This is a genomic window from Enterococcus durans (genome assembly GCF_002277935.1).
Taxonomy (GTDB): Bacteria; Bacillota; Bacilli; order Lactobacillales; family Enterococcaceae; genus Enterococcus_B; species Enterococcus_B durans.
Map to the genome: position 1 here is coordinate 697,556 of NZ_CP022930.1, position 19,129 is coordinate 716,684.

A 19,129-nucleotide genomic window follows, 5' to 3' on the forward strand; every position below is an offset into this window, starting at 1 on the left:
AATTTACTGAAAGTACAAATTCATTGCTGTTATGAAAAATAAAAGACTACGCTACTAAACGTTTAAAAGAAAAGGAGTATCTGATTATGAACAAAAATAAAGCAATACGCCTACTCGCCACATCATGGCTGATTGCTCCAACTATTTTGTCGACACAGTCTGTGTTTGCAGATGAACAATCAACACAGACAACTGAAAGCTCAATCGTCGCTCAAAAAACGACAAACTCTTCCACTCTTACCAGTTCTGATCTAACTGATTCATCTTCTACTGGAACAGCCACAACAAGTTCTTCGATGACTGAATCGTCTACTAGTTCTTCTACAACTGAGTCATCTACAACCGAATCGTCTACTACTGATTCATCAGAATCACCAGATGGGTCAACAGAAGAAACAGCTACGCGTACAGTTACGATCGATCCGACACTATTAGGGAAAATCAAATTAAGTACCGTCGCTACAGACACTACAGAAGAAAAAGAATTGACGATCGATTCATCTGGAGTAGTTAGAGGATTGAAAGAGGGCACTAAGATTGCCTATGAAATCACCCCTTCAAAAGATGAAAAATTAGTCTCTTTTGAAGTGAACGGTGCGCAAGAAGTCGACTATCAGCAACACACCTTTACTATTGGCGTCATTGATATGACACTTTCTGCTAAATTCGAATCAACTACAGAAACATCGAATAGCGGATCAACAGGATCAAACGGAGGCTCAACTGGATCTTCTAATGGTTCGAATACTGGTGAATCAACAAACCAAAACAGTGGCAATAATGGAAATCCTGGTAATTCTAGCAAACCAAATGGAAACTCGAACAATCAGTCAAAACCTTCGACTGCTACAAACAATGACTCAGTTGTTTCCGCAAACAATGGCGGTGGCTCTAATAGTCAATCTAACAACCAACAGCCTTCTGGTTCAACAGGTCAAGCAGGCATCGAAAATCCGGGAACTAATTCTTCTGATTTTGTTGTCAAAACACCGATCGAATCTCTTTTACCAGCCAACACGACTGCTGTCCAACAGGCAATCGTCAGAGAAGCTTATAAGTATTTAGGTAGTCCCTATGTTTGGGGTGCAAAAGGTCCATCCACATTTGATTGTTCCGGTCTAGCTTATTATGTTTACATGCAAGCTACAGGTCACTATATTGGTGGCTGGACTGGTGAACAACAATATGCCGGTACGCAAATTCCTGTGGACCAAGCACAGCCTGGAGATTTAGTATTCTGGGGACCTTCTTCTGGTGTTACACATCACGTTGGTATCTATCTTGGAAACGGCTTATACATCCATGCACCTCAACCAGGTGATAAAGTACGGATCACTTCGATCGCCGATTATGCACCTGATTTCGCTGTCCGTGTGAATATTGCAGGTTTACCAATTGCAAATGGTTCTCTAGCAAATTCATCTATTTTAGATGGCCTTGGAGATTTCAACTTTTCAAAAAATCAAACGACTGATCAATTTTTGAAAAAAATTGCCGATAGTGCTCAAGAAATCGGACAAAAAGACGGCATCTACGCTTCCGTTATGATGGCTCAAGCAATTCTAGAAAGTGGCTCAGGCAACAGCTTATTATCCAGTGAACCAAACTTTAATCTGTTTGGTATCAAAGGGGATTATCAAGGAAAAAGTGTTTCATTCAATACACTAGAACAAGACGAATCGGGTTCAAACTACCAAATCCGAGCATCTTTCCGCCAATATCCTTCTTATAAAGAAAGTCTAGAAGATTATGCAAAATTAATCAAAAATGGATTGTCTCATAACAAAGATTTTTATAAACCCACATGGAAATCAGAAGCAAAAACCTATAAAGAAGCAACAAAATATCTAGAAGGCCGCTATGCGACAGATAAACAATACGCAAATAAATTAAATGCGATCATCAAGGCATATGATCTGACAAAATATGATGAGCCTAAGAAAGAAGAAAAATCAGTTGTTGAAACATCTACTAAAAAAGAGTCATTCGTTGTGCCAGTTTCATGGAATAAAAATGAAATGTCACTGACAAACTTAGATGTTTCAAACTTCAAACGAACAGCTAAAAAACCTGACTATTTTTCTACAACTAAAGTATTGACGATCTTTGAGGTACTCCAACGACTATCCGCTAGAGAAATCCCTCAAACTCCAGTGGTCCAGGTCAAAGCAGATACAGTTCCATTACTAAGCATCTTAACGATCGATAACTTACTATGGATCCAAAGCAAATTCAAATAAGCTAAAAAGAACCTACAATATGCGAACCGACTACAAAGTCGACCCGCATACTGTAGGTTCTTCTTTCATTTATTTTTCTCTTTTCAAAACGATACTTGTGTATAGCCATGTAGTCAAGACGTAATAAACAAAGTATAAAACAAAGAAAATCAAAAATGGAATCCAGATATCATGGTACGGATTACTCATCAATACTGTAAACATCTCTAAACCGAAAATAACGTGTATTGCACCTAAGATACCTGGTGCTAGGAAAAGCACGCCAATTTCTCGTCGGATGGACTGTTTCAATAGATTACGTTTAGCACCGATTTTTTCCAACATTTCATATCTGCTGATGTCACTTTTACTTCCTGAAAGGATCTTGAACATCAAGCAACTTGCCAACATCGTCAAGAAGGCGATACCTAGGAAGAAGCCCATAAATTCAAAACCAGAATACATACCGTTGAACAGTTGATACATGGTGAATTTTTGATTGAAGCTTCCATCATTAGTTTGCAACGTTGGATTGTTCTCGCTGTTTTCTTTTACCAATGTTTCAATTTGATCTAGATCAGCAACAAAATCTTTCACTTGAACCAGTTGCAGTGTCGTTTGAGGAAGATTCAATTGTTCAAATTCTGTTGACTGCACTACTTTGATTTCTTTACCTTGTTGTTCTGGTAATTCATACGAACGCAATTCATCTTGCATCGGCAACTGCTCCGCTAGATCTTTTGCACTTACTTCTGCGATTTTTGAGTCATTGATTGAATTCCCATTATTTGAAATATATTTCAAAGGTGTTTTTTCAAAGTCACTATAATTGTAATACACATATTGTGCATCTTCTTTTTGAGCATAAGTCGCATTGACCTTCAACTGTAAATCAGAAACTTTTTGTTGATCTACTTTTTGTGCATTGTTCAAAATGACATCATAAGCAGAAACCTTATTTGTGAATGTCATAATCTCATTCTTAAATCCTAATCCAACAGTCAACGCACCCAAAGCTAAAGCTAACAGCATCGCTACCATCGACAACATTTGAGTATACTCACGAATTCTAAAACTTAATTGTGACAACGTAAAATTATTCAATTTACGCATTGAAATACTTTCTGTTTTCTTCAATAACGACAAGAAGAAAATAATAACCGAATGGAAAATGAAATAAGTACCTAGAACAATTGTTACTAAAGCTACGACAATAGCCATTAACTGGTATTCTAGTACATGTGCCATCATATAATAACCAATACCTAAGAAAACAATTCCTAGAATAACTTCTAGTAAAAATAAAAACTTATGTTGTTTCATTCTAGTTGGTGTTTGATCTGCACGTATCAGTGTCAAGATCGGTTTTTTTACAATTGAGAATGCATTGACAAATGCTGCAAGTAAAAACAAGATTGCAAAAAAGATGAATGTGATAATCAATCCTTTTAGATTCAAAGGTGAAAAATGGGTGATCGTAACATTTAATTGATCGACTAGTAATTTTTGAACGATACTAGTAAGCCCTACGCCCAAGACAGAACCAACTACTGTAGCCACTATCCCAACGATAAATGTTTCCGAAAAGATCATTTGTGCAATTTTTCTTCCTTTTGCACCCAACATCATGAACATCGCATAATCTTTTTGCCGCATCGTCATCAAAAATGAATTTGCGTAAAGAATGTAGACAAATGTGATGATCCCCAATAAAACAGAGCCTATCTGAAAGATGATCACTGTCATCGACAAGGATGAATTATGTGTTAAAAAATCTTTATTACTTGCCATCGATTCAAACATATAAAAGATGGCAGATGCCATAACTAAACCTGAAAACAAGACAATGTAATCCCTTAATCGACTTTTGATTCCAGTAAGTGATAGTTTCCAAAGCATTTTCTTTTCCCCCTTACTGTTCCAAATTTCCTAAAATGGATAAGATTTGTCGATAAAAAGAATCTCGACTTTGGTCTCCGCGCTTCACTTCTTGGTGAATGCCCCCATCTTTGATAAATAAAATACGTTGACAATAACTTGCTGAAAAAGGATCATGGGTAACCAAAAGAATCGACACTTCGTCTTTGGTATTTAGTTCTTCCATCGTATCCAACAAATCACGAGCGCTTTTTGAATCCAAAGCACCTGTTGGTTCATCACCTAATAAGATCGTAGGTTGGGTAATCAAGGCCCGAGCTGCAGCAACCCGTTGTTTTTGACCACCTGATATTTCAGACGGATAACTTTCTAAAATATGAGAAATCGATAAACGTTCAGCGATTTTTTTCACTCGCTGTTTGATCTCTTTTGCCCGAACACCTTGTAAAGAAAGTGGAACTGCAATATTTTCTTGAGCAGTTAAATTTTCTAATAAGTTGAAATCTTGAAAAATAAATCCGATTTCTTTTGATCGAAAATCAGCTAATTGATTTCCCTTTAATTTTGTCACATCTTTTTGATTGATTCGAATCGATCCTTCAGTAGGTTTATCTAATGTAGATAAAATGTTCAATAGTGTGGATTTACCAGAACCAGAAGCACCCATTATACCAATGAATTCGCCTTTTTCTACTGCAAAGCTGATTCCATTCAGTGCTTGAGTCTTTTTCTCATTGTTTTTACCGTATACTTTTGTTACATTTTGAACCTCAACGATTTTTTCCATTTATCCTCTATCCTTTACTTAATTTTTCTTGGGCTGTCTTTGGAATATCTTCCTTTTGAACTTCTTCATACGAAGTTACCCCTTTATTTTTATTCCAGGTGATCTTTAGATAGGCCCCTTTTCTCAATGGACGTGGTTGTTGCCCTCTAAATTCTAATGTTTTTTTTCTTCCATCTGCATCATAACCTGGCAGACTATATTTATAGCCAACATATTGTTGGTCATTATCGGATTTGCTGACTTCTTTTTCGCCATTCGTCGTTATTTGTACATAGTAGCTATCGCCACCCATAACAACGTAGTCTGCCACCTTCATACCTGCAAAAGCAATGATAACAAAAGCGGCCAGACCAATTAGAAGTTTTTTCATTTCTTCTCCTTCTTTCAAATTTGATAAGTTCATTATAGTAAAAAAAATTGGTCTTTACCTTCGATTCAACTGTCGAGTTTCTTTCAAATTTGTCATTTCTACTACAATAACACGAAAAAAGGTTGAAACAGAAGTGATTGCTTCTGCTTCAACCTTTTATTCGGATCTTAAGCGTGAAACAAACGAACTTATTCGTTCCACGCTCAAAATTATTTTCTATTTTTCTTGCAGACTTCCAGTATTGATCACTGGCTGCGTACCTTTATCCGTAATGATGGAAACAAGTAAATTATTGATGAGTTGCACTTTCCGATCATCCGTAAAATTGATTTCTTGTCCTTCTTCGATTTGCTCTAATGCCATTTGAGTCATTGTTACAGCGCCTTCGACAATCGTCTGTCTAGCAGATAAAATAGCTTTTGCTTGTTGTCGCTGCAACATTGCGCCAGCAATTTCTGTTGCGTAGGCCAAGTGATTCAGTCTAGTTTCTATTACTTCTACTCCTGCAACGGATAAACGTTCTTGCAGTTCCTGTGCTAATTCATCTGAAACTGCTGTCGTATTTCCCCGCAAGGTTAGATCGTCATCATTGAATGTATCGTAGGGATACTGACTAGCAATGTGTCGGATCGCTGTTTCACTTTGGATCTCCACGAAATCATGATAATAAGCGACATCAAAAAGCGCTTTCGCCGTATCCACGACTTTGAAAACAACGACTGCAGATATTTCGATCGGGTTACCATCTAAATCATTGACTTTCAAAACTGAACTGTTGAAATTGCGTACTTTCAACGAAATACTTATTTTTTGTGCGAAAGGAACAGTCAAGAAAAAGCCGCTTTCTCTAATCGTTCCGATATATTGTCCAAAGAACAAGATGACTTTTGCTTGATTAGGACTGACCACTGTTGCCGAGCTAATGCTATAAAGAAAAAAATAAAGCCAATAACCGTTGCAAAAGTACTGGAATTCGTCATGCCCAAATAGAACAAGACCGCCCCAGCTCCAACCAGTATGATCAAACCTACTAACCCGAGATATCCATTAACATAAACTGCTTTTCTCTCTTTCATTCTTTTTCCTTCTTTCAACCAATATTTTATGTGAACTGTTTCTTTCTGATTCGCGCCATTGCACCTTCAAGCTCTAACTCTTTGTCTTCAGTGATATACCACCCCTGTGTCTGTGGACCTCCAGCAGCTTGTGGAAGATACTCTAAACTTGTTCGCACCCAATGTTTTTCTTCCGTAAAATAATCCTCTACTAAGATTTCTAGATCCATTCCTGCAGATAGAACTAAATTCTCTCGAACAGATTTAAAAATGAATCGCTCTTTTTCTTGGTCATACTTCAAGATTCCCGTATCTAAAATCGGCAAAGAATAATAATCCAGTTCTTTTTTCACTTTCAATAGATTTTTGAATACCTCATTGTACACCTGTTCCATCTGACGACCTTCTGAATTTTTAGGATAATCGATCCTGACACGCTCGTTTGATACGTCATAATAATTTTCACTAAGACTCGTTATTTCGTTATGTAATTTTGTTAATTCTATCTCTAGTTTCTGACGTTTTGATTCATCTATTTTCATTGGACTCGTCCACCTTATTTTATCTATGTATTTGTATGTTTCTCTCGCATCCCCTATTTTACTATAGTTTTGACAGTTAAGCGATGGAAAAACAGCGAAGAATCCAGTAATTCGTTCTTCGCTGTCTACTAAATACTATTCAGTTTATTATAAGAACAGAATGACCTACTCACTTTTTAGTCATAGTCATTATAATCGTCATAATCTGATTCCGTATCGTCTAATATCTGTACGACACTATTTTGACCAGTTATCGTTAACGTTTTATCCTTTTGACCAAATGATTCTGTAGTTATCTCCTCACCATTTTTTTCAAGATGAGAGTCACCAGAAAGTTGGATATCCAGATTATTTTCTTCCATTTCATAAAGATCTAGATGGCTATTTTGTAAGTCGATCTTGCCCTTGGTACTTGCTGCTAAGCCTTCCAAAGAAAGTTGACTGTCACTGGTTGATACAGCCATTTGTTGAATCGTTGCGTCATTGATATAGATCGATCCTAATTTATCATCTGCTGTAAGCTTGTCTGCGTCAATATTCGTAAGTGTAAGTGCCCCACCATACGTATTCGTGCTGATAGCTTTACTCTTTACTTCATCTAATTCGATTGGACTGTTGTTTCCTTCAATCTTTATTTCTGAAAGAACGATGTTTTTAGGAATCGTGATGATGATTTTTGCTGTGTCATCTTCCACACTGATCAATGTATTTCGCTCTTTTTCATTACCAGCAATAGCTAAAGTATTATCCTTTACTGAAATAATCGGTTTAGATTTCTTTTCGTGAACAGTTGTTACCTCGAAATCTAGTCCACGCTTGATTATAACCGCTTGATTTTCTACGGAGACCTCCAATCGATCAATTTTTTTATCTGCGCTGATCTTTTGTGTCTCTTGCGCCATTTCAATCAATTTTGGTCCATTTTCCCATGTTAAATTTTTTTGGGCACCATACGCATAAGTGACTCCGGCAAGCAATCCACCAGTAACCATCAATCCAATTCCCGCTAGTAAAAAATGCTTCAATTTCATTTTTTTCACCTCTACTTTCTACTATATTTTTGAAGGATGGATCGTTCTGTTTGTGACAAATCGTCTTCCTACCCATTTCACAAAATTCATCATCATCTGGAACAATAGTTTTGTTAATTTTAATAGTATTGGAACAAAGAATACTACACTTCCCGTTGCAAACAAGCCCATTCCAACATAGAATAGTCCGCTAGTCACAGATTGTCCCAAAACACCAATCCCCGAAATGATCGCAAACAATCCTACACCTAGAATAGAGATACACCCAACATAGATTGCTACGATGAGCATTAGCAAAGCCAGCATCAATCCGAAAATAACTGCAATAAAACCAATTGCTAGAGGAATCAATAACGGTGAAGCACATAACCCGATGATGACCATCCAAATCAAACGTACTTGTCGTTTTGAGCTTTTCGTATTGACTTTTCCTCCATTAGAATCATCCAATTCAGAGAAATAATTGATTTTTAATTTCAGTGCAAACTGTTTAGGGGTGCCATATTCTTCAAGGATCTTCTCCATCGTTTTACCAGAATCTAAAAAATATTCTTCATAATATTGAATTAGATCGAAACGGTCATCCTCAGGGAGTTCTTGAAGTTCATTAAATACTTCATCTAAATATTCATTCATGCTTATTATCCTCCAATAGTCGATTTAGAGAGTCTCGAAACACGATCCATTCATCAATTATATCCTCTAATTGATTATGCCCTAATGAAGTCAATCGATAATAACGGCGATTTCTTCCTTCAAACGGTTCATCATATGTTTCTAAAAAACCTTCTTTTTTCAATCTGCGTAATACTGGATACATAGTAGATTCACTTACAGATAAACTTTCTTGTACGATTTTGGTCAATGCATAACCATACATGTCTTCTTTGCTTAAAGCAGCTAATACTGTCCCATCAAGCAATATCGTCGGAACTTGGATGTGCATTCCTTCACCTTCTTCTATAGATTACAATAATATCTTCTCTCCAATACTATACCATATATAATATTAGTTGCAACAAAAAAAGCATAAAATATGTAAGCGTACTTACATATTTTATACTTTTTTAACTCAATCGTTCGTTCCATTAACCAAACATTCAAATGTACCTTCTTATAGCATTGGCATAATCAGGTTTGTCCAGAGCCAACTCAACGGCATGATCACGATCATCGCCGGTATCATATCTGCAACTGGGAACATCTTGACATTGATCATTCGGAAACCTGTTGCTACCATCAAGAATCCTCCACATGCTTTAAAATCTAAAATCATATCAGGTGTTGTCAACGGATAAATGAATTTAGCCAATAAGAATAAAATATAGAAAATAATAAATTGCGGAATCGCCACTACCGAAACAACATAACCGAGATTACATGCAAAAATAGCTGCTGTAAAAAAATCCAACACAGATTTTGAGATCAAAATCGTGCTATCCCCAGTCATCCCAGAATCTAAACTACCGTAAATACCTGTTCCACTAGCACAGAACAAAACAATAACAGTTACTAATGTAGTAATAAATTCTTCGTGGGACATCCCTAATCTTTCGCTAGGGAAAATCTTAGAAATTGGTTTTTGCATTAGGGCTGCCCCTTTATTGATTCCGTGTCCTAAATGGATGATCAGCCCAATCGCTGTACCGATAACCAAGGCGAAAATAACTGCGGGCATATTTTTCATCGGTGCAATCGAATAGATCCCCATTCCCATTGAACAGACACCGAAAACCATCGTCAACTGTGCTTTGAAATTTTCACTTAACTTATTACCCGCCAGACCTCCGATCAATCCGCCAAATAATACAGAACCTGCATTAATCAACACTCCTGTTGGCATGCTAAAAAACTCCTCTCATCTTCTTGTATGAAATATTTTTTGAAAATTTTTAGTAAAGTATATTTCCCTTTGCAAAAAAGATTTTAACAGAGAGTCGTACTTACACCAATTCAAATTTCATGTTAAAGTATTCTCAATTGGAATAGATAGGGGACATAGTTATGGATATCCGCAAATTTGAAATTTTTCTCGATTTAGTAGAAACAATGAATTTCACTAAAACCGCTGAACGACAATTTGCCACTCAAGGAAACATCTCAAAACAAATCCTTTCACTTGAAAAAGAATTAAACGTCAAATTATTTGAGCGTGTCCACCGAAAAATCGAATTAACAGAAGCGGGAAACTTACTGATTCCTTATGTAAAAAATGTAGTGGAACAATACCACACAATGCAAGAAGTATTGGTAACGTATACGCAAGAAAAAAATCTCGCCCTCCATATCCTGACGATCCCTACAATGATCAACTATGAAGGTTTCACTGAAATCACTGAATTTCTGAAGCAGTATCCAGAATTTACGATCCAGTTGAAAGAAGTAGAAAGTATTGAAATGACCGATGCAGAGTTGAACGAACATAGTGATACCATCCATTTTGTGCGGATTTTTGATGAACCCTCAAAAAATATTGAATGGCTCCCTACTGAAAAAGATTCCTTTGTTGCTGTGTTACCAAAAAGTCATCCATTCGCCAACAGAGAAAAACTTGATTTAAAAGAATTGAAAGATGAAGATTTTCTCGTTCTTGGCCCAAGCACAAATCTTTATCAACCCGTTTTAGATCTTTGTGAAGAAGCAGGATTTGAACCTAAGATCTCCTACAAAGGTTCCCGAATCGATTTGATCATCAATATGGTTGCCAACGATATGGGTATCTCAATCGTCATGGGAAAAACCGTTCAAAACCTCCTGAAAGAAAATACAGTGATCGTCCCCATCACGCCAACTAAAGAAAGTCATCTAGCCTTCACCCGTAAAACCGGCGAGCACACATTAGCTTCAGATAAATTCTGGGAATATGTAAAAGAGGTTGTGAAAAGAGGTTGTGAAAGAAGCGTCTAGCTCCGAGCAAATAAGAACTAGATTTCTAAAATAGCTTTTCATATTTTGGAAATCTAGAACTTATTGCTGAGGAGTTGCTTCTTGAACACCGTGAATAAGGTTGTAAAAAGGCTGGTCTGCATCAAGCAATAAGAACAAACAGAGAAAAACAGCTTCTCATGTTTTTCATCTGGTTGAGCTTATTGTTGAAGATGTAAGCCTTTGAACACCGTGAATAAGGTTGTGAAAAGCCCACTTTGACCTGAGCAATAAGGAGAAAAAAAGCGCTACTCCAAACAAAAAAAACAGCCTCAAACAAAAAACACCACTTTGTGTTCCTTGTTTGAAGGCTTATTCTTTGAGATCGATAAATAGCCCTATTTTTTTTTCAACTGGATCACTACCGTTGTGCCAACTTCTGGAATACTACTGTAGCGAATCGTTCCATGATGCAATTCCAAGATTTTCTTCACTAGAGATAATCCTAACCCATTACCAGCCATTTGCCGGCTTGTATCTCCTTGATAAAATTTTTCAAACATCCGCTTTTGTGTTTCTTCGGTCATTCCAATTCCAGAGTCCGTCACTTCAAAATACACATCTGTCGCATTTTGAGTCAGTTTGATATCGATTTGACCATTGGCTTGATTATATTTGATTGCGTTGTCCATAATATTCAACCAAACTTGATATAAAAACTCTTCATTTCCAAAATAGTGAATGGAATCAAGTTCGATATTCAATCTTAAATTTTCCCATTTTGGCTGTAAGAATACAATGACTTCTCGTATTTGTTCATCTAGTCGAAATGTTTTTTTCTCTAATTGTATCCGCTGATTTTCTAATTTATTCAACTTCAACACATTTTCAGTAAGCTGCGAGAGCTGATTGATGCTTTCGATGATCCGCTGTAAAAAAACTTGTTTATCTTCTTCTGAAATATTCGTTGCCTGTAACAATTGGACATAGCCTTGGATCGTTGCCAGTGGTGTCTTGAACTCATGGGAAACACTAGAAACAAAATCATTTCTCAAAGTCTCGATACTACTTAATTCTTGAACCATCACATTGAAATCTTTATACAGTTGTTGCACTTCTTCCACTTTCGGCTGTTCGTTCATCTGGATCGAAAAATCGCCAGTAGCGACTTTGCTCATGTTTGTTCGCAGTTCACTGATTGGCATCAAGATCCTTCGTCCCACAAAAATCGAGATCCCTGTACCCACGATCATACTGAATCCAGCAAAAACAACTAACGGATATAACGTCGGGCGTTCAGATGGAGAAATCGATTGATGGGATAACAGAAAAATAAAGCCGAGGAAACAGAGCAAGGTCACCAATATCGACACAAAGACGATACTAGCAAAATAGATCCATAACTGCGAATAAAGTTTCTTTTTCACCTTCCGATCACCGCCTTATATCCTAGACCACGAACAGTTAGGATCCGAAAATCGTCTACATGATAAAATCGCGATCGTAGACGCTTGATATGTACATCGATCGTCCGTTCTTCTGTGTTTGTATCTAGCCCCCAAATATCATCCATCAATTGTTGGCGGGTAAAAATTTTATTAGGATAAGCCAATAATTTATAAAGAAGCAGAAATTCTTTTTGCGGTAATACTGTTGCTTGTTCTGCTATCCTCACTTCATAGGTCTCTTGATCTAGTGTTGTTTTTCCAATAACTAGTTGACTACTGTGATTGATTTTTGCTCTTCTCAACAGTGCTTCTACGCGTAGGACCATCTCATTGACATCTACAGGTTTCGTCATATAATCATCAGTGCCCAAATGAAAGCCGCGTTTTTTATCTTCAAAGTCAGCTTTCGCAGTAATCATCAAGACTGGCACTTCGATCCTGCTTTCTCTTAGATGTTCTAGTAATTCATACCCATCCATTCCAGGCATCATGATGTCGGTGATGATCAACTCGATCTGGTAATTTTCCAATCGTTGAAGCGCTTCTTCTCCATTTGCTGCCGTAATCACTGAAAATCCAGCTCGTTCTAACACTGAGCGGTAAAGCAATTGCAAATTTCCATCATCTTCTACTACTAGTATTCGGTTCATATTTTTCCCTCTATTTTGAAAAATTTCTTGTTTTTTTCTGATTGTTCACATTCAGTTAATATTCATTGAGTATACTACGTTCGTTATTCTGATATACTTGTTAGTATACCGAATATTTCAAAAGGAAAGAAGGGCGAATATGCTACAACTGAAAGATATAAAAAAATATTATAAAGTCGGCGAAACAACTACTAAAGCATTAGATGGCGTATCTGTTGCCTTTAGAAAAAAAGAATTCGTTGCTATCCTGGGACCAAGTGGCTCAGGTAAAACGACGATGCTGAATGTCATTGGTGGACTAGATAATTACGATTCAGGTGATATGGTCATCAATGGAAAATCAACAAAAGACTTCAAAGATAGTGACTGGGATGCTTACCGCAATAATTCGATCGGTTTCGTGTTCCAAAGCTATAATTTGATCGGTCACTTAGGGATCATCGAAAATGTCGAACTTGGTATGACCCTTAGTGGTGTATCAAAAGAAGAAAAACGAAAGAAAGCAGAAAATGCATTGCAACGGGTTGGTTTGAGTGCCCACATGCATAAAAAACCAAACCAACTATCTGGTGGTCAAATGCAACGGGTCGCTATCGCACGCGCACTTGCCAATGATCCAGATATCTTGCTCTGTGATGAACCAACTGGAGCTTTAGATACTGAAACAAGTATCCAGATCATGGAATTGATCGAAGAACTATCGAATGAAAAATTAGTTATCATGGTTACCCATAACCCTGAATTAGCCCATCAATATGCTGACCGTATCATCGAATTTTCTGACGGGAAGATCTTATCCGATTCAAACCCACATATTGAACGACCAAAAGATGATCAATTCAATCTACGTCGCACAAAAATGAGCTTTTGGACAGCGTTGAAACTTTCTTTCAACAATATTCGGACAAAAAAAGGACGGACATTTTTAACTTCATTTGCATCAAGTATCGGGATCATCGGCATTGCTATCGTTCTTGCTTTATCCTCAGGTTTCCAAAAACAAATCGATAAAACACAATCTGAGACAATGGCTAAATTCCCGATCACGATCTCTAAAGTGACAACTAGCCAGACAAATGATGCTACTGGTTTAGGCGCAAGCAAAGCAAGTTATCCAAAAACAGACACGATCACTGCTAAAATCAGTGATGAAGACAAAGCACAACATACGAATAAAATCGATCAAACTTACGTGGACTATGTAACAAATATCGATTCTGATCTAAGTAACAATATTGGTTTCACACGAGCGACTGGCATCAACATGCTTCGCCAAGTGGATGGTAAAGTCCAACCAGTCAGCTTCTCAAACCAAAATCCTGATTCTGAATCATTATCACTGACAAGCACGATGTCTGCAATGACAGGTGTCGGTGTTTCGACCTTTCCTACACAACTGGATAATCAAAAAGAAAACTTTTTACAAGCAAACTATTCTCTACTAGATGGAAGCTATCCTTCTTCTGCCACAGATGTTGTTTTGATCGTTGATGGGAACAACAATACGAATATCAATGCCTTGAAAAATCTTGGGTTTGATGTCAAGGATGGTCAAAAATTAGATTTTGATAAAATCGTTGGTACGACATTTAAAATTGTAAATAACAACAATTACTATACAAAACTACCAACTGGTAATTTCATTCCAAATACTGACTATGATGCGATGTATACTAATTCAACCGATGAAGTAAAAATTTCTGGTATTTTACGTGTCAAATCTTCTTCTACAATGAATTTGCTTTCTCCAGGGATTGCTTATAGTGATCAATTAACGACACAAATCGTAAATGAAAACAAAGATTCTGATATCGTCAAAGCGCAAAAAGAAAGTGACACCAATGTATTGACTACTGAAAAAGTAGACGAAACAACGAAACAATCATTGATTAGCTATTTAGGTGGCGACAGTATTCCATCAAGTATCATGATCTATCCAAATAATTTTGGTGACAAAGAACAGATCCTTGATTATTTAGATGATTACAACAAAGGAAAATCAGAAGAAGATAAAATCATTTATTCTGATCTAGCTGGTACAATGACTGAATTGACTGGTGGCCTAATGGATGCGATCACTTATGTATTAGTTGCCTTTGCTGGTATTTCCTTAGTCACAAGTATGATCATGATCAGTATCATTACTTACACTTCTGTTATTGAACGTACAAAAGAAATCGGTGTGCTAAAAGCATTAGGTGCTCGCAAAAAAGATATCACACGTGTCTTCGACGCCGAGACATGTATCTTGGGTATCTCATCAGGAATATTAGGTGTTTTGATTGCTTGGTTGGCTACATTCCCAATCAACAGCATCCTATACAACATGACTGACTTAAAAAATGTTGCACAACTTAACCCTGTTCACGCAATCATCTTAATCGTAGTTTCGACTATCTTGACGATGTTAGGTGGACATGTTCCAGCACGAATGGCTGCTAAGAAAGATGCTGCAATTGCTTTACGAGCAGAATAAGAAGCTAGCTTATCAAGAATAATTTAAAAAAAACAAATGAAATAAAGCGAGTGTATGGCAAAATTTTTGCCATACACTCGCTTTAATTTCGTTTGTTTTTATTGGTGGATATTTTACTGCTTGTTTGGATCGATTTGATGCAGATTTTCAACTAATTCACGATGTTCTCGTGGTCCAGTTGACTGTGGTGCCTTATCTAGCCGAGTAATCGCTGCAATTTCCTCTTCCGTCAATCGAAAATCAAAAATCGTAAAATTCTCTTCCATCCGTTCTGGATGAACTGATTTTGGAATCGTGATCACACCAATTTGTGTTTGCCATCTCAAAATGATTTGAGGCACACTTTTTTGATATTTGTGTGCGAATTGCAGCAACAATTCGTCTTCAAAGATTCCTTCTTTTCCTTGATTGAACGGACTCCAAGCTTCCACTGCAACATCAAAATGCTGTGCTGTTTCTCTTTGCAACTGTCTCTGTTTATACGGGTGCTGTTCGATTTGATTGATGACTGGTTTCACCTGATTGTTTAAAATCAAGTCAGTCAATCGTCCTGTAGAAAAATTGGAGACTCCGATTGCTTTGACTTTCTTCGCTTCATACAGTTCTTCCATCGCACGCCAAGCACTATAATAATCGTTATACGGTTGATGGATCAAAAAAATGTCTAGATAGTCGACATCTAATTTTTCCAAGGAACGCTCATATGCTTTGTATGCTCCCTCATAAGTTGCATCCGTCACCCACAACTTAGAAGTCAAGATGATTTCTTCTCGAGGAATCCCACTTTTCTTGATTGCCCGACCAACTGCTTCTTCATTATAGTAAACAGCAGCTGTATCAATTAACCGATAGCCTATTTTCAGTGCTTCAAGAACTGCTTTTTCACATTCCTCTTGATCCCAGATTTGATAGACACCAAATCCTAAGATTGGAATGATTAAGCCATTGTTTAATGTTTTATATTCCATCAATAAACCTCTCTATCTACTTGTCAGTGCTTCAACGACTTTAATACCTAAACTATGAGCAGATTGCGGATTTTGCCCTGTCAATAAGCGACCATCCACATGAACAACATCTGTAAAAGCTGCTCCAGCTTGGTAGTTTGCACCTTTTTCTTTTAAGGCATCTTCAGTTAAAAATGGAACTTCCGTTGTTGTACCATTTGCCGCTTCTTCTTCATTACTAAACCCTGTCACAGTCCGTCCTGCTAAGATAGTTTGACCTTCAGCATCTGTGATCGGTAATAAGCCAACTACACCATGGCAAACTGCAGAAACGATCCCGTTATTTTGATAAATAGCCGAACCAATCTTCCCTAAATCAACTGAACCTGGGAAATCCCACATTGTACCGTGTCCACCTGCATAATAAATTGCAGAATAATCATCCACATTTATTTCAGTTGGACGAAGTGTTTTTCCCAAAGCACGATTACGAAAATCTTCATCTTGATAATAGGTCCAATCGATTGCATCCATATTTGAGATACTTTGTGGTTCAACGGGGACATAGCCACCATTAGGACTAACAAAATCAGCTGAGATATTATTTTTGACTAACACATCATAGAAATGAGTCAATTCGCTTAACCACAAACCAGTTGGACGATCGATTCCTGAATATTTTTCAGTATTCGTTAAAACAATCAGTACTTTCATTGTTATTCCTTCTTCCTATCTATTTAGATGGTTGATAACGCATATTCAAGAAATTATACAATGGACTGGGTAGATAAAGCTCTTGATATGCTTCTTCAAACGGCTTCGTCACAAACTCAGCATCACGTTCTTCCACCATTTTTACTGCCCGATCTGGATCAACGATCATTTGTTGGCCAATTGCGACCAATTCAGCGTTTTCTAGAACCGTTTCCACATCTTGACGATTACGAACACTACCCACTCCAACTAAAGGAATTTTTCCTTGTAATGTTTCATGGACGTATTCAAGAATCGTTTTATCTGCATATTTTTCAGAATGAGCGACTCGATCATAGGTATTTAATGAAACATGGAGATAATCTAGTTTTGTTTCACGTAAACGTTCCAACAACCAGATCGTATCTTCCAAACGGATACCAGGTGTTTCAAATTCTTCCGGTGAAAAACGGTAACCCACGATGAATGGTTTCTTCGCATATTTTTCGACTGCTTGGAATACACTTTTAAGTAATTCATCAATAAAATGATAGCGATTCTCTAAACTTCCGCCCCATTGATCTTCACGACGGTTAGAATGTGGAGAAAAAAATTGTTGGATCAAATAAGTATTCGCTCCGTGCAATTCAACTCCATCAAATCCTGCTTCAATCGCTCTTCTAGTTGCTTCACCGAAAGCGATGATGGTTTCCTTGATTTCATCTTCACTCAAAGCACGTGGTGTTTCCGCATCAGGTCTTTCTGCAGGAATCGCACTTGCTGAAACGATTTGTTCACCAGACAAAGTCGCACGCTTCGTCATCCGACCGCCATGGAAAATTTGGATGATTGCTTTAGCACCCTTTGCTTGGATTGCTTGCGCTAACTCACTCAAACGAGGAATCATTTCATCATGGGCAATACTTAATTCTCCAGGCCAGCCTTTTCCTAGATCTTGGACATTCGCTGCACCAGTGATCACTGCTCCTAATCCATTTGAACGTTCAGCATAATACTTGATTTCATCTTCTGTGATCACACCATTGTAAAAGCTTAGTTGTGTAGTCATTGGTGCCAACATCAAACGATTTTTAAGTGTCGCACCAGAAGGGAATGTCATTGTTTCATTAAAATTTGTCATATTGATTCCTCCATTACAATGTCTCTATTTATTAAAGCACATAATTAGTTGTGCATACAATTATTATGCGTAAAAAATTTTTTATTTTTTTTGTAGTTTATCTGTAGCAGCATTTAAATCTTGTGATAACTGACCACTTACTTCTGTACCTAACACAGCATTGTATGCCTGATGTAGTTCTTCCCAGCTACTGTCGATTTCTTTGATGAATTCCCGACCTTCATCCGTCAAATAAACAAGAGACAAGCGTCCGTCGCTCACTGTTTTGATATACCCTTTATATTCTAATTTTTCAACAAAGCGAGCAATCGTAGACGGCGCAGAATAGAGCATTTGTGCAATATCCTTTTGTGGCAGTCCATCTTTTTCTTTCAAAATCAACAAGATGAATCCATATGTCGGTGCTAGACCAGTCTTTTTGAACGCCTCATCCGCCATTTTGTTCAACATACGATCTAATTTTTTCACACTAAAAAACAGACATTCATTTAATGCTTGTTCGATTGGTTTTCCCATTCTTTCTCCCCCTAATATCAGCGTACATATCATAGTATGATTTAAGTTATTTGTCAAAAGGTTGTGAAAAGACCGTTCAGCTCCGCTGGCAATAAGAATGAACAGAGAAAAACAGCTTCTCATGTTTTTCATCTGTTTAGGCTTATTGTTGAAGATGCAAGCCTTTGAACACCGTGGATAAAGGTTGTGAAAAGACCGTTCAGCTCCACTGACAATAAGAATGGATTTTTCGAAACAGCTCTCCATGTTTTGAAAAATTCAGGCTTATTTCAAGGAGTTGGTCTTTGAACACCGTAGATAAGGTTGTGAAAGAAGCGTCTAGCTCCGAGCAAATAAGAACTAGATTTCTAAAATAGCTTCTCATATTTTGGAAATCTAGAACTTATTGCTGAGGAGTTGCTTCTTGAACACCGTGAATAAGGTTGTAAAAAGGCTGGTCTGCATCAAGCAATAAGAATGAACAGAGAAAAACAGCTTCTCATGTTTTTCATCTGTTTAGGCTTATTGTTGA

Annotated in this window: 17 protein-coding genes and 1 pseudogene; 3 read left to right on the top strand and 15 right to left on the bottom strand. The window is 37.2% G+C overall.

The window, feature by feature from the left end:
* Positions 1–86: 86 nt before the first annotated feature.
* Positions 87–2,240, top strand: coding sequence for a glucosaminidase domain-containing protein (locus CJZ72_RS03385; RefSeq protein ID WP_095443621.1), 2,154 nt, complete (start codon positions 87–89; stop codon positions 2,238–2,240).
* Between the two features lie 69 nt (positions 2,241–2,309).
* Here the strand turns inward: CJZ72_RS03385 and CJZ72_RS03390 are convergent, their stop codons facing one another.
* The 9 genes and pseudogenes from CJZ72_RS03390 to CJZ72_RS03430 form a co-directional block, all read right to left on the bottom strand.
* A complete protein-coding gene (locus CJZ72_RS03390; RefSeq protein WP_081134208.1) occupies positions 2,310–4,118 on the bottom strand; it encodes an ABC transporter permease in 1,809 nt (602 codons plus the stop codon).
* Positions 4,119–4,131: 13 nt separating this feature from the next.
* Positions 4,132–4,884, bottom strand: a complete 753-nt coding sequence (locus CJZ72_RS03395) for an ABC transporter ATP-binding protein (RefSeq protein WP_081134207.1) — start codon at positions 4,882–4,884, stop codon at positions 4,132–4,134.
* Between the two features lie 7 nt (positions 4,885–4,891).
* The gene (locus CJZ72_RS03400) at positions 4,892–5,254 is read right to left on the bottom strand and encodes a YxeA family protein (RefSeq protein WP_081134206.1); all 363 of its coding nucleotides are present in this window, start codon (positions 5,252–5,254) and stop codon (positions 4,892–4,894) included.
* 216 nt (positions 5,255–5,470) lie between these two features.
* Positions 5,471–6,330, bottom strand: a pseudogene (locus tag CJZ72_RS03405) (SPFH domain-containing protein).
* Between the two features lie 26 nt (positions 6,331–6,356).
* Complete coding sequence (locus CJZ72_RS03410) at positions 6,357–6,851, bottom strand: DUF5348 domain-containing protein (protein ID WP_081134204.1); 495 nt, start codon at positions 6,849–6,851, stop codon at positions 6,357–6,359.
* A gap of 176 nt (positions 6,852–7,027) precedes the next feature.
* Positions 7,028–7,882: a DUF4097 family beta strand repeat-containing protein gene (locus tag CJZ72_RS03415; protein WP_081134203.1), complete on the bottom strand. Its 855-nt coding sequence runs from the start codon at positions 7,880–7,882 to the stop codon at positions 7,028–7,030.
* Positions 7,883–7,903: 21 nt separating this feature from the next.
* Positions 7,904–8,518, bottom strand: a complete 615-nt coding sequence (locus tag CJZ72_RS03420) for a DUF1700 domain-containing protein (RefSeq protein WP_081134202.1) — start codon at positions 8,516–8,518, stop codon at positions 7,904–7,906.
* Entirely contained in the window at positions 8,511–8,828 is a 318-nt protein-coding gene (locus tag CJZ72_RS03425) for a PadR family transcriptional regulator (protein ID WP_005877447.1), read from the bottom strand. Before CJZ72_RS03425 ends, CJZ72_RS03420 begins: the two co-directional genes overlap by 8 nt.
* Before the next feature lie 168 nt (positions 8,829–8,996).
* Positions 8,997–9,725 carry a DUF554 domain-containing protein gene (locus CJZ72_RS03430; protein WP_005880457.1) on the bottom strand — a complete coding sequence of 243 codons (729 nt, stop codon included), beginning with the start codon at positions 9,723–9,725 and terminating at the stop codon, positions 8,997–8,999.
* Positions 9,726–9,886: 161 nt separating this feature from the next.
* Here CJZ72_RS03430 and CJZ72_RS03435 point away from each other — a divergent pair, with 161 nt between their 5' ends.
* Complete coding sequence (locus tag CJZ72_RS03435) at positions 9,887–10,789, top strand: LysR family transcriptional regulator (RefSeq protein WP_095443623.1); 903 nt, start codon at positions 9,887–9,889, stop codon at positions 10,787–10,789.
* 356 nt (positions 10,790–11,145) lie between these two features.
* Here the strand turns inward: CJZ72_RS03435 and CJZ72_RS03440 are convergent, their stop codons facing one another.
* Both CJZ72_RS03440 and CJZ72_RS03445 read right to left on the bottom strand, forming a co-directional pair.
* Positions 11,146–12,174, bottom strand: a complete 1,029-nt coding sequence (locus tag CJZ72_RS03440) for a HAMP domain-containing sensor histidine kinase (RefSeq protein ID WP_081134200.1) — start codon at positions 12,172–12,174, stop codon at positions 11,146–11,148.
* Positions 12,171–12,845, bottom strand: coding sequence for a response regulator transcription factor (locus tag CJZ72_RS03445; protein WP_081134199.1), 675 nt, complete (start codon positions 12,843–12,845; stop codon positions 12,171–12,173). The genes CJZ72_RS03440 and CJZ72_RS03445 overlap by 4 nt, the downstream gene beginning before the upstream one ends.
* Positions 12,846–12,984: 139 nt before the next feature.
* Here CJZ72_RS03445 and CJZ72_RS03450 point away from each other — a divergent pair, with 139 nt between their 5' ends.
* Complete coding sequence (locus tag CJZ72_RS03450) at positions 12,985–15,321, top strand: ABC transporter ATP-binding protein/permease (protein ID WP_095443624.1); 2,337 nt, start codon at positions 12,985–12,987, stop codon at positions 15,319–15,321.
* A gap of 113 nt (positions 15,322–15,434) precedes the next feature.
* Here CJZ72_RS03450 and CJZ72_RS03455 read toward each other — a convergent pair whose 3' ends face one another.
* The 4 genes from CJZ72_RS03455 to CJZ72_RS03470 all read right to left on the bottom strand — a co-directional run bounded on the left by CJZ72_RS03455 (position 15,435) and on the right by CJZ72_RS03470 (position 18,618).
* Complete coding sequence (locus CJZ72_RS03455) at positions 15,435–16,289, bottom strand: aldo/keto reductase (protein WP_081134197.1); 855 nt, start codon at positions 16,287–16,289, stop codon at positions 15,435–15,437.
* 12 nt (positions 16,290–16,301) lie between these two features.
* A complete protein-coding gene (locus CJZ72_RS03460; protein WP_081134196.1) occupies positions 16,302–16,982 on the bottom strand; it encodes a type 1 glutamine amidotransferase domain-containing protein in 681 nt (226 codons plus the stop codon).
* A 19-nt stretch (positions 16,983–17,001) separates the two neighbouring features.
* The gene (locus tag CJZ72_RS03465) at positions 17,002–18,102 is read right to left on the bottom strand and encodes an NADH-dependent flavin oxidoreductase (RefSeq protein ID WP_095443625.1); all 1,101 of its coding nucleotides are present in this window, start codon (positions 18,100–18,102) and stop codon (positions 17,002–17,004) included.
* Positions 18,103–18,183: 81 nt separating this feature from the next.
* Positions 18,184–18,618 (bottom strand): MarR family winged helix-turn-helix transcriptional regulator, encoded by a 435-nt coding sequence (locus CJZ72_RS03470; protein ID WP_005880476.1) that lies wholly within the window; start codon positions 18,616–18,618, stop codon positions 18,184–18,186.
* Between the last annotated feature and the right edge of the window lie 511 nt (positions 18,619–19,129).